Annotated in this window: 9 protein-coding genes; 7 read left to right on the top strand and 2 right to left on the bottom strand. The window is 64.4% G+C overall.

The window, feature by feature from the left end; all coding sequences use genetic code 11:
• Positions 1 to 100: 100 nt before the first annotated feature.
• The 7 genes from ACIPG5_RS09235 to ACIPG5_RS09265 all read left to right on the top strand — a co-directional run bounded on the left by ACIPG5_RS09235 (position 101) and on the right by ACIPG5_RS09265 (position 9,128).
• Positions 101 to 1,099: a phosphate ABC transporter substrate-binding protein PstS gene (locus ACIPG5_RS09235; protein ID WP_176517637.1), complete on the top strand. Its 999-nt coding sequence runs from the start codon at positions 101 to 103 to the stop codon at positions 1,097 to 1,099.
• A 139-nt stretch (positions 1,100 to 1,238) separates the two neighbouring features.
• Positions 1,239 to 3,527 (top strand): ABC transporter permease subunit, encoded by a 2,289-nt coding sequence (locus tag ACIPG5_RS09240; RefSeq protein WP_176517638.1) that lies wholly within the window; start codon positions 1,239 to 1,241, stop codon positions 3,525 to 3,527.
• A 17-nt stretch (positions 3,528 to 3,544) separates the two neighbouring features.
• On the top strand, positions 3,545 to 5,215 hold the full coding sequence (gene pstA, locus ACIPG5_RS09245) for a phosphate ABC transporter permease PstA (RefSeq protein ID WP_401374480.1): 1,671 nt from the start codon (positions 3,545 to 3,547) through the stop codon (positions 5,213 to 5,215).
• A gap of 72 nt (positions 5,216 to 5,287) precedes the next feature.
• Positions 5,288 to 6,121, top strand: a complete 834-nt coding sequence (gene pstB / locus ACIPG5_RS09250; RefSeq protein WP_176517640.1) for a phosphate ABC transporter ATP-binding protein PstB — start codon at positions 5,288 to 5,290, stop codon at positions 6,119 to 6,121.
• A gap of 63 nt (positions 6,122 to 6,184) precedes the next feature.
• A complete protein-coding gene (phoU, locus tag ACIPG5_RS09255) occupies positions 6,185 to 6,955 on the top strand; it encodes a phosphate signaling complex protein PhoU (protein ID WP_176517641.1) in 771 nt (256 codons plus the stop codon).
• Positions 6,956 to 7,120: 165 nt separating this feature from the next.
• Entirely contained in the window at positions 7,121 to 8,017 is an 897-nt protein-coding gene (locus tag ACIPG5_RS09260; RefSeq protein WP_401374484.1) for a response regulator, read from the top strand.
• 208 nt (positions 8,018 to 8,225) lie between these two features.
• The gene (locus ACIPG5_RS09265; RefSeq protein ID WP_176517643.1) at positions 8,226 to 9,128 is read left to right on the top strand and encodes a M23 family metallopeptidase; all 903 of its coding nucleotides are present in this window, start codon (positions 8,226 to 8,228) and stop codon (positions 9,126 to 9,128) included.
• A 6-nt stretch (positions 9,129 to 9,134) separates the two neighbouring features.
• Here ACIPG5_RS09265 and ACIPG5_RS09270 read toward each other — a convergent pair whose 3' ends face one another.
• Positions 9,135 to 10,475, bottom strand: coding sequence for a hemolysin family protein (locus ACIPG5_RS09270; protein WP_176517644.1), 1,341 nt, complete (start codon positions 10,473 to 10,475; stop codon positions 9,135 to 9,137).
• Positions 10,476 to 10,591: 116 nt separating this feature from the next.
• Positions 10,592 to 11,899 (bottom strand): phosphate regulon sensor histidine kinase PhoR, encoded by a 1,308-nt coding sequence (gene phoR, locus ACIPG5_RS09275; protein ID WP_176517645.1) that lies wholly within the window; start codon positions 11,897 to 11,899, stop codon positions 10,592 to 10,594.
• Positions 11,900 to 11,920: the final 21 nt, after the last annotated feature.

The raw sequence follows: 11,920 nt of genomic DNA on the forward strand, positions 1-11,920 counted from the left end.
CATCCAATTGTCATATTGGAGTCATATCGTGTTCATGCGGCCTGCAGATACTGGGCCCCGATCCATCCAACACCCCCAATATTCCTGCTAGGAGCAAGGCATGAAACTGAAGCGTTTGATGGCGGCCCTCACCTTTGCCGCCGCTGGCGTTGCGACCGCCAACGCGGTAGCCGCCGTCGACCCTGCGATCCCGACTTACACCAAGACCACCGGTGTTTCGGGCAACCTCTCCAGCGTCGGTTCCGACACCCTCGCGAACCTGATGACTCTGTGGGCCGAGGCCTACAAGAAGGAATATCCGAACGTAAACATCCAGATCCAGGCTGCCGGCTCCTCCACCGCGCCACCCGCGCTGACCGAAGGCACCGCCAACCTCGGCCCGATGAGCCGCAAGATGAAGGACGTCGAGCTGCAGGCCTTCGAGCAGAAGTACGGCTACAAGCCGACCGCCATCCCGGTCGCCGTCGACGCCCTGGCCGTGTTCGTGCACAAGGACAACCCGATCAAAGGCCTGACCATGGCCCAGGTCGATGCGATCTTCTCCTCCACCCGCCTGTGCGGTGCCAAAACCGAAGTCAAGACCTGGGGCGACCTGGGCGTGACCGGCGACCTGGCCAACAAGCCAGTGCAGCTGTTCGGCCGCAACTCGGTATCGGGCACCTACGGGTACTTCAAGGAAGAAGCCCTGTGCAAAGGCGACTTCAAGGCTAACGTCAACGAACAGCCTGGCTCGGCTTCGGTCGTGCAGTCGATCAGCTCCTCGCTGAACGGCATCGGCTACTCGGGCATCGGCTACAAGACTGCCAGCGTCAAGACTGTCGCCCTGGCCAAGAAAGAAGGCGGCGAGTTCATCGAAGACAACGAAGCCAACGCCCTGAACGGCTCGTACCCGCTGTCGCGCTTCCTCTACGTCTACGTCAACAAGGCGCCGAACAAGCCTCTGGCCCCGCTGGAAGCCGAGTTCGTCAAACTGGTCCTGTCGCAGGCAGGCCAGCAGGTCGTGGTGAAGGATGGCTACATCCCGCTGCCAGCCAAAGTGGTCGACAAGACCCTGGCTGACCTGGGCCTGTCCCACACGGACAACGTCGCAAAAAAGTAACTAACTGAGGAAGAGGCCGGTGCAGATGCCCGGCCTTTTCCAAGCATTCTTGGTCCGCAGCCAGGGCTCCTGAGCGGCGGGCTTTTTTGCGTCAACGCACTGTCATGTTTTTGTCATACGGGACCGCTAGGGTGTGCGCATGAATGATCTGGCCAACTCCACAATGACCCAAAATTCCCCTCCCGTGCGGATTGATTTCAATACGCCCGAGTTGCAACGCAAGCGCCGCATGCGCGCTCTCAAGGATCGCCTGACCCGCTGGTATGTACTGGTGGGCGGGCTTGCCGTGCTGGCAGCCATCACCCTGATCTTCTTCTACCTGGCCTACGTGGTGCTGCCGCTGTTCCAGGGCGCCGAACTGACCAGCAAGAAGGCCCTGGAGCCGACCTGGCTGCAGCAGGATGCCGGCAAGCCGCTGATGATCGCCCTTGAAGAGCAGAACCTGGTCGGCATGCGCGTTTCGGACAAGGGTCAGGCACTGTTCTTCGATACCAAGACCGGCAAGGAACTCAACCGCGTCGACCTGCCGCTGCCGGCAGGCACCCAGGTTTCCTCGATCAGCACCGACCAGCCGGGTAGCCCGCTGGTGGTACTGGGCCTGTCTGACGGCAAGGCAGTGGTGTTCCACCACACCTACAAGATCACCTACCCGGACAACAAGAAGACCATCACCCCCGGCATCGACTACCCCTACGGCCAGGAGCCGTTCGTGCTCGACGACCAGGGCCGTGCGCTGGAGCACGTCAGTGTCAACGTCAATGGCGACACCCTGCTGCTGGCCGGTTCCACCGGCGCGCACCTGCAGGTGGTGGAGCTGACGCGCACTGAAAACATGATGACCGACGAGGTCACCACCGAGCAGAACCGCATCGAGCTGCCGCAGATGACCGAGGCGGTGAAGAATATCTTCATCGACCCGCGCCAGCAGTGGCTGTACGTGATCAACGGCCGCGCCACCGCGGACGTCTTCAGCCTGCGCGATAAGAGCCTCAACGGTCGCTACAAGCTGTCCGACAGCGCCGACACCGAAATCACCGCGACCGCCCAGCTGGTTGGCGGCATTTCGCTGATCGTCGGTGACTCCAAGGGCGGCCTGGCCCAGTGGTTCATGGCCCGCGACCCGGATGGCGAGCAGCGCTTCAAGCAGATTCGCACCTTCCAGATGGGCAAGGCGCCGGTCGTGCAGATCGATGCCGAAGAGCGCCGCAAGGGCTTCATCGCCCTGGACGCCGACGGCAAGCTGGGTGTGTTCCACAGCACCGCGCACCGCACCCTGCTGGTCGAGCAGGCGGCCGAAGGCCCTGGCGTGCTGGCCCTGTCGCCACGTGCCAACCGCATCATCATCGAAGAAGGCGGCAAGCTGCTGCCGCTGAGCCTGAAGAACCCGCACCCTGAAGTGTCCTTCAGCGCACTGTGGGGCAAGGTCTGGTACGAGAACTACGACGAGCCCAAGTACGTCTGGCAGTCGACCGCGTCGAACACCGACTTCGAGCCCAAGCTGAGCCTGTCGCCACTGACCTTCGGCACCCTGAAGGCAGCGTTCTACGCGATGATCCTGGCTGCGCCTCTGGCCATCGCCGCGGCCATCTACACCGCCTACTTCATGGCCCCTGGCATGCGCCGCAAGGTCAAGCCGGTGATCGAGCTGATGGAAGCGATGCCGACGGTGATCCTCGGCTTCTTCGCCGGCCTGTTCCTCGCGCCATACCTTGAAGGCCACCTGCCTGGCGTGTTCAGCCTGCTGCTGATCCTGCCGATCGGCATCCTGGTTGCAGGCTTTGCCTGGAGCCGCCTGCCGGAGTCGATCCGCCTGCGCATCCCGGATGGCTGGGAGGCGGCGATCCTGATCCCGGTGATCCTGTTCATCGGTTGGTTCGCCCTGTACATGAGCCCGTTCATGGAGACCTGGTTCTTCGGCGGTGACATGCGCCTGTGGATCACCAACGACCTGGGCATCACCTACGACCAGCGCAACGCCCTGGTGGTGGGTATCGCCATGGGCTTCGCGGTCATCCCGAACATCTACTCGATCGCCGAAGACGCCGTGTTCAGCGTGCCGCGCAGCCTGACCCTGGGCTCCCTGGCCCTGGGTGCGACGCCGTGGCAGACCCTGACCCGCGTGGTCATCCTCACCGCCAGCCCGGGTATCTTCTCGGCGCTGATGATCGGCATGGGCCGTGCGGTGGGCGAAACCATGATCGTGCTCATGGCTACCGGCAACACGCCGGTGATGGAGATGAACCTGTTCGAAGGCATGCGTACCCTGGCCGCCAACGTGGCGGTGGAAATGCCCGAATCGGAAGTCGGCGGCAGCCACTATCGCGTGCTGTTCCTCGCCGCCCTCGTGCTGCTGATGTTCACCTTCATCATGAACACCTTGGCCGAGCTGATTCGCCAGCGTCTGCGCAAGAAATACTCGTCGCTTTGATAGAAAGGTAGAGATCCGTGAAAAAGGATTCCCTCAAAGGCTGGTTCAAGAGCGGCGCCCCCGGCGTCTGGATCAGCGGTGGCGCGGTCGCCATGGCGGTGATCATGACCATCGGCCTGCTGGCGGTGATCGCCGTGCGCGGCCTCGGCCACTTCTGGCCGGCCGACCTGGTCCAGGCCACCTACAAGGTGCCGGGCCAGGCTGACCACGTCATCATCGGTGAAGTGGTGCAGAAGGAAGAAGTGCCCCGGGCACGCCTGAAGGGGGCCGGCCTGCCGGTACCCGAGCAAGGCCCGGAGTTCATGACCCGCGAGCTGATCAAGGTGGGTAACCGCGACCTCAACGGCAGCGACTTCACCTGGGTGGTCGGCGAGTGGCTGGTGGACGAGCAGCGTCCGGCCGACCTGATTGCCCTGGAGCGCCGCGAGTGGGGCAACTTCTATGGCTACCTGGTCAGCGTCAAGGAAGAAGGCCGCGTGGTCGCCGAAGGCCCTGCCGCGTGGAACGAGCTGCAGGCCCGCCTCAAGCGTGCCAGCCAGCTCAACAGCGAGCTGCAGACCCTGGAGAAGAAGGACATTGGTGCCATCAACCATGGCCTCGAACGCCTGCGCCTGCACAGCCGCAAGCTGGAGCTGGACGGCAAGCTGGATGCCGCGGCCCAGGCCGACATGGAAGCCGAGCGCGCCGAGCTCAACAGCCGCTACAAGGCCATCGAAGACCGCCTCAGCGGCCTGCACCAGGCCTTCGCCCGCGACAGCCTGGTGGCCCGTGACGGCAACGGCCGCGAAGTGGAGATCAACCTGAGCAAGGTGGTGCACGCCATCCAGCCGAACGCCATGTCCGGCTTGACCAAGATGGGCACCTACTTCGCCAAGGTCTGGGAATTCCTCAGCGACGACCCGCGTGAGGCCAACACCGAAGGCGGCATCTTCCCGGCCATCTTCGGCACCGTGATGATGACCCTGATCATGGCCGTGATCGTCACCCCGTTCGGCGTGCTGGCGGCCGTGTACCTGCGCGAGTACGCCAAACAGGGCCCGGTGACGCGCCTGATCCGCATCGCCGTGAACAACCTGGCGGGCGTGCCGGCGATCGTCTACGGCGTGTTCGGCCTGGGCTTCTTCGTCTATGTACTGGGCGGCTCGATCGACCGGCTGTTCTTCCCCGAAGCATTGCCGGCCCCGACCCTGGGTACCCCGGGCCTGCTGTGGGCCTCGCTGACCCTGGCGCTGCTGGCGGTACCGGTGGTGATCGTGGCCACCGAAGAAGGCCTGGCGCGCATTCCGCGCACCGTGCGCGAAGGCTCGCTGGCCCTCGGTGCGACCAAGGCCGAGACCCTGTGGAAGATCGTATTGCCGATGGCCAGCCCGGCCATGATGACCGGCATGATCCTCGCCGTGGCCCGCGCCGCCGGTGAAGTGGCGCCGCTGATGCTGGTGGGTGTGGTCAAGCTGGCGCCATCGCTGCCGGTGGATGGCAACTACCCGTACCTGCACCTGGACCAGAAGATCATGCACCTGGGCTTCCACATCTACGACGTCGGCTTCCAGAGCCCCAACGTCGAGGCCGCGCGGCCGCTGGTTTACGCCACCGCGCTGCTGCTGGTGATGGTGATCGCCACCCTCAACCTCTCGGCGGTGTGGATCCGTAACCACCTGCGCGAGAAGTACAAGGCGCTCGACCACTGAGCCTGAATTGCAAGCGAGCCGCCCGCAGCCGGGCGGCCCTTTGAAACGAATTGATAGCGTATGGAGTTGACCATGCAGCATGAATCCCACACCCACGGCATCGACATGTCTGCCCTGGGCCGCGACAAGCAGAGCCTGCGCCTGGCCGAAGAGACCGTGGCCATCGAAGTGCCTGGCCTGAGCCTCTACTACGGCGACAAGCAGGCGCTGTTCGACGTCAGCATGAACATCCCCAAGCAGCGCGTGACCGCCTTCATCGGCCCGTCCGGCTGCGGCAAGTCGACCCTGCTGCGCACTTTCAACCGCATGAACGACCTGGTTGACGGCTGCCGCGTGGAAGGCGCCATCAACCTGTACGGCAACGACATCTACCGCAAGGGCGAGGACGTTGCCGAGCTGCGCCGCCGCGTGGGCATGGTGTTCCAGAAGCCCAACCCGTTCCCCAAGACCATCTACGAGAACGTGGTGTACGGCCTGCGCATCCAGGGCATCAACAAGAAGCGCGTGCTCGACGAAGCGGTCGAGTGGGCACTGAAGGGCGCGGCCCTGTGGGACGAGGTCAAGGACCGCCTGCACGACTCGGCGCTGGGCCTGTCCGGCGGCCAGCAGCAGCGTCTGGTGATTGCCCGCACCATCGCCGTCGAGCCTGAAGTGCTGCTGCTCGACGAACCGTGCTCGGCACTGGACCCGATCTCGACGCTGAAGGTCGAAGAGCTGATCTACGAGTTGAAATCCAAGTACACCATCGTCATCGTCACCCACAACATGCAGCAGGCCGCGCGGGTGTCCGACTACACCGCGTTCATGTACATGGGCAAACTGGTCGAATTCGGGGATACCGACACCCTGTTCACCAACCCGGCGAAGAAGCAGACCGAAGACTACATCACCGGTCGCTACGGCTAAGCAGCCCTGCCAGGGAACGACACGAACCACTTGAAGCTTGCAGCTGCTTCGCGGAGCCAGACGATGATCAACAAAGAAAGCCTTACGCACCACATTTCCCAGCAGTTCAACGCCGAACTCGAAGAGGTGCGCAGCCACCTCCTGGCCATGGGCGGCCTGGTCGAGAAGCAGGTCAACGACGCGGTCACCGCGCTGATCGAGGCCGATTCGGGCCTGGCCCAGCAAGTGCGCGAAGTCGATGAGCAGATCAACCAGATGGAGCGCAACATCGACGAGGAGTGCGTGCGCATCCTCGCCCGTCGCCAGCCGGCGGCCTCCGACCTGCGTCTGATCATCAGCATCTCCAAGTCGGTGATCGACCTGGAGCGCATTGGCGACGAATCGACCAAGATCGCCCGCCGCGCCATCCAGCTGTGCGAGGAAGGCGAGTCGCCGCGCGGCTACGTCGAGGTGCGCCACATCGGCGACCAGGTGCGCAACATGGTGCGCGATGCGCTGGATGCCTTCGCCCGCTTCGATGCCGACCTGGCGCTGTCGGTGGCCCAGTACGACAAGACCATCGACCGCGAGTACAAGACCGCGCTGCGCGAGCTGGTGACCTACATGATGGAAGACCCGCGCTCGATCTCGCGGGTCTTGAGCGTGATCTGGGCTCTGCGTTCGCTGGAGCGTATCGGCGACCACGCGCGCAACATCTCGGAGCTGGTGATCTACCTGGTCCGCGGCACCGACGTGCGCCACATGGGCCTCAAGCGCATGAAGGCGGAAGTCGAGGGCAGCGCTGGCCTTGAGGCCGAAATCGCTAATGTTCCGGGCGAACCTGACGATAAATAGGATTGCTCCCGAGCATCGACGCCCGGCCTTGGCCGGGCGTTTTCGTTTGTGCTCGAGCAGCCGGCAGGCACCCGCGTTTGATGCGACGAAGTCCCGGCGTGACGCAAAGATTGGCAAAAGGCCACCACTGAGCGGTAGGCTAGTCGGGATTCAAGAGGAGTATCGATGAGTAAAGTGAATGTGCTGGTCGTGGATGATGCTCCGTTCATCCGTGACCTGGTCAGAAAGTGCCTGCGCAACGCCTTCCCGGGCATGGTCATCGAAGATGCGGTGAACGGCCGCAAGGCCATGGCCATGCTGGCCAAGGAAACATTCGACCTGGTCCTGTGCGACTGGGAAATGCCGGAGATGTCCGGCCTGGAGCTGCTCACCTGGTGCCGCCAGCAGCCCGAGATGAAAGCGCTGCAGTTCATCATGGTGACCAGCCGCGGTGACAAGGAGAACGTGATCCAGGCCATCCAGGCCGGGGTGTCCGACTTTGTCGGCAAGCCGTTCACCAATGAGCAGCTGCTGACCAAGGTGAAAAAGGCCCTGGCCAAGACCGGCAAGCTGGAAAGCCTGGTGGCCGGTGCGCCGGCGCGGGCCAATTCGGCGTTCGCCAACGATTCGCTCAGTGCCCTGACCGGCGGCAAGCCGGAAGCGGTCAAGGTGGCGGCGGCCGCGGCCCCGGCCAAGCCGTTGATCAATGCCCCCGCGCCGCAAACGGCGGCAGCGGCCGCGCAGTCCGGGCGTGGCCAGGGCCAGTTGCGCCTGGCCAGCGGCATCCAACCCTGCGTGATCAAGGCCCTGAGCCTCAAGGAGGCGCTGCTGGTGGTGCGCCGCAGCGCCGCGTTGCCTCAGGTGCTGGAAGGGGCGGTGCTGGACCTGGAGCAGGGCGAGAGCGCCGAAGTGGCGCGCCTCAATGGCTACCTGCACGCCGTGGCGGCGCTGGAGCCCAAGCCTGAGAGCGACTGGCTGCAGCTGACCTTCAAGTTCGTCGACCAGGATGCACAGAAGCTCGACTACCTGTCGCGGCTGATTGCCCGCGGCACGGCGCAGAAGCACTTCACCCCGGGCGCCTGATGCCCGACGGCTCAAGTTTGACGGCGCAACTGCCGGTGGGCGCGGGCTTGCCCCGCGAACACCGGCGAAGCCGGTGCCATCCACCGCGCTGCCTGTTTCGCGGGGCAAGCCCGCCCCACACGTTACCCATCTTCCGACCAGCTGTAATACCGCTGCGAATAGCTGCTGCTAGGCTTCGACAGAACGCACCTGTCAAAAAGCCACTATCATGCCCGCCGCCGCCCGCTTGCTGCTGTTCTGTGCCTTGCTCTCGGCCTCGGCGTCGAGCCTGGGCGTGACCCTCTACAAGACCGTCGACAACCTCGGCGTGGCCTCGTACTCCGACCGCTACAGCCCTGGGGCGAAAACCTTCGAGCTGCGCGAGCCGATGCTCGAGCGCATCGATGGCCAGGTGCGCCTGCAGGCCGAGACCTTCCCGGGCGGTGTGCGCTTTCTGGTGCGCAACGAGCTGTATGTGCCGATGCAGGTCGAACTGCGCATCGATAAGCTGGCCAATGCCTTTGGCGGCAACAAGCCGCGCATCGTGGTCGCGGTGGTAGGGCCGCGCTCGACCCGGGTGCTGAGCTCGGTGCTGGCGGCGCCGGGTGGCAAACTGCAGTACGCCAGCAATTTCCAGTACGCCATGGGTGACCCCGGCCTGCGCTCCCAGGGCTACCGCTACCCCTTCCCATGGAAAGGCGGGCCGTTCCGCCTGACCCAAGGCCCCAACGGGCGCTTCAGCCATTTCGGCCCCAAGGCCCGCTATGCCATGGACATCGCCATGCCCGAGGGCACCCCGATCATCGCGGCGCGCGGCGGTATGGTGGTGAAGGTCGAGAACAACCAGAGCGGGCGCGGCAGCAACCCATCGGGCAATTTCGTGCGCATCCTGCACCCGGACGGCACCATGGGCGTGTACCTGCACCTGATGCGCGGCTCGGTGGTGGTGGCGGAGGGGCAGCAGGTGGTGTTGGGGCAGGCGCTGGCCAAGTCGGGCAACACCGGCAACAGCACCGGCCCGCACCTGCACTTCGTGGTGCAGCGCAATGTGGGCCTGGCGCTGGAGTCGATACCGTTCCAGTTCGACCGACCGATCGGCGGGTTGCCGGACTTTACTGCCGGCAACCCGTGAGGCGGCTCAATCGAGCTTGAGCACCTTGGCCAGCACGATCTTCGGCCCTTTCATCTTCTTGATGATGATGCGCAGGCCTTCGACTTCCAGCACTTCCTCTTCTTCAGGCACGCGCTTGAGGGTCTCGTAGATCAGGCCAGCGAGGGTTTCCGCCTCGATGTGGTCCAGGTCGATGCCGAGCAGGCGCTCGACCTTGAACAAGGGCGTGTCGCCGCGTACCAGCAGCTTGCCGGGCTGGTAGGCGAGGATGCCGCGCTCGGTCTTGCGGTGCTCGTCCTGGATATCGCCCACCAGCACTTCCAGCACGTCTTCCATGGTCAGGTAGCCGATCACCTTGCCATCGGCTTCCTCCACCAGCACGAAGTGCGCGCCGCCCTTGCGGAACTGCTCCAGCAGCTGGGCCAGCGGCATGTGCCGGGATACGCGCTCCAGCGGCCGGGCCAGGTCTTCGAGGTCGACGGTTTCCGGCAGGTGTTCGAGCTCCGCCAGCTCCAGCAGCAGGTCCTTGATGTGCAAGAGGCCTGTGAATTCCTCGCGCGCGGCGTCGTACAGCGGGTAGCGGCTGAACTTGTGGCGGCGCACCAGGGCGAGCACTTCCTTGAGCGGTGCGTGGGCGTCGATGCTGACCATGTCTTCGCGCGAGTTGGCCCAGTCGACCACTTCCAGCTCGCCCATTTCCACGGCCGAGGCCAGCACGCGCATGCCCTGGTCGCTTGGGTCCTGGCCACGGCTGGAGTGCAGGATCAGCTTGAGTTCTTCGCGGCTGTAGTGGTGCTCGTGGTGCGGGCCTGGCTCACCTTGCCCGGCGATGCGCAGGATGGTGTTGGCGCTGGCGTTGAGCAGGTAGATGGCCGGGTACATCAGCCAGTAGAACAGGTACAGCGGCACGGCCGTCCACAGCGACAGCAGCTCGGGCTTGCGGATCGCCCACGACTTGGGCGCCAGTTCGCCGACCACGATGTGCAAGTACGAGATGACGAAGAAGGCGATGAAGAACGACACGGCCTTGATCAGCTCGGGGGTGTTCACGCCCAGGTAGTCGAGCAGCGGTTCGAGCAGGTGGGCGAAGGCCGGCTCACCGACCCAGCCCAGGCCCAGCGAGGCCAGGGTAATACCCAGCTGGCAGGCCGAGAGGTAGGCGTCGAGCTGGTTGTGTACCTTGCGCAGGATGCTGCCGCGCCAGCCATGCAGCTCGGCGATGGACTCGACGCGCGTGGAGCGCAGCTTGACCATGGCGAACTCGGCGGCAACGAAGAAGCCGTTGAGCAGCACCAGGAACAGGGCAAAGAGAATCATGCCGAAATCGGCGAAGAGCGAGGTGAGGCTGATACCAGGGGAAGGGTCCATGATGGAGTTTTTACGGGGTCCGTCTTCGAGAAAGGTTGAAAGTAAAGTGCCAGCGTTGGCTGGCACAGGGGATCCAATGTAGCGGCTGGGGCGGCAAAAGCAAAGTAACCCGTTGCTCAGCCCTTGCCGTTGGCCAGTTGCACCGGGGCAAAGTGGCAGGTGAAGGTGCTGCCGTGCCCGGGCACGCTGCTGATTTCCAGCTTGCCCCGGTGGCGCATCAGCACATGCTTGACGATTGCCAGCCCCAGGCCGGTGCCGCCGGTATTGGAGGCGCGGCTGGAATCGACCCGATAGAAGCGCTCGGTCAGGCGTGGCAGGTGCTTGGCATCGATGCCGACCCCCGAATCCTGCACCGACAGGTGCGCGCCCTGGGCATCGGCCCACCAGCGGATACGGATGCTGCCCTGGTCCTGGGTGTACTTCACCGCATTGAACACCAGGTTGGAGAAGGCGCTGCGCAGTTCCGACTCGCTGCCCTTGAGCTTCAGGCCCGGCGCGGCTTCCAGGGTGATGCGCTGGTTGCGCGGACCGGACAGCGCCTGGGCGTCGTTGTAGATCGACTGCAGCAGGCCATCGACCGCCACCGGCTGGTTGTCGGAGGGGTAGTCGGTGGCTTCGAGCTTGGCCAGCAGCAGCAGGTCGTTGAGCAGCGTCTGCATGCGCGCGCCTTGCTGGTTCATCTGCTGCAATGCCCGGGCCCAGCGCGGGTTCACGTCTTCGACGTTGTCCAGCAGGGTTTCCAGGTAGCCGGTGATGACGGTCAGCGGGGTGCGCAGCTCGTGGGAGACGTTGGCGACGAAGTCCTTGCGCATCTGCTCGAGCTGGTGAATGCGGGTGACGTCGCGCACCAGCATCAGGTGCTCGTTGTTGCCGTAGCGGGTCAGGTGCAGCTGTACACGCAGGCGGTCGTTGATCGGTGAGGGGATTTCCAGCGGTTCGGCGTAGTTTTCCGACTCGAAGTATTCCTTGAAGCGCGGGTGGCGCACCAGGTTGGTCACTGGCTGGCCGCCGTCTTGCGGGGTCTTGAAGCCGAGCAGGGTTTCCGCGGCGCGGTTCCACCACTCAAGGTTGCCGTCACTGTCGAGCATGATCACCGCGTCTCGCAGTGCGGCGGTGGACTCCTGCACCCGGTCGATCACCGCCTGCAGGCGCCCGCGCACGCGCTGGTCGCGGCGTTGCAGGTGGTAGATGCTGTCGAACACCTCGCCCCACAGGCCGTAGCCGTCGGGCGGGGCTTCGTCGGGCTGGTGGTTGCGCAGCCAGTCATGCAGGCGCAGCAGCTGCTTGAGGGTCCAGCCCAGGTAGAGCGCCAGGCCGATGGCCAGGCTCCAGCCGTAGTAACCGCTGACCAGGCCGCCGATCAGGCAGACGGTGATCAGCAGCAGCAGGTGGCGAATCAGGGTCGCGTGCCAGTTCTGGTTCAATTGACGGTCCTTGTACAACGA

The organism is Pseudomonas sp. NPDC087029 (genome assembly GCF_044745345.1).
Lineage (GTDB): Bacteria > Pseudomonadota > Gammaproteobacteria > Pseudomonadales > Pseudomonadaceae > Aquipseudomonas > Aquipseudomonas faucium.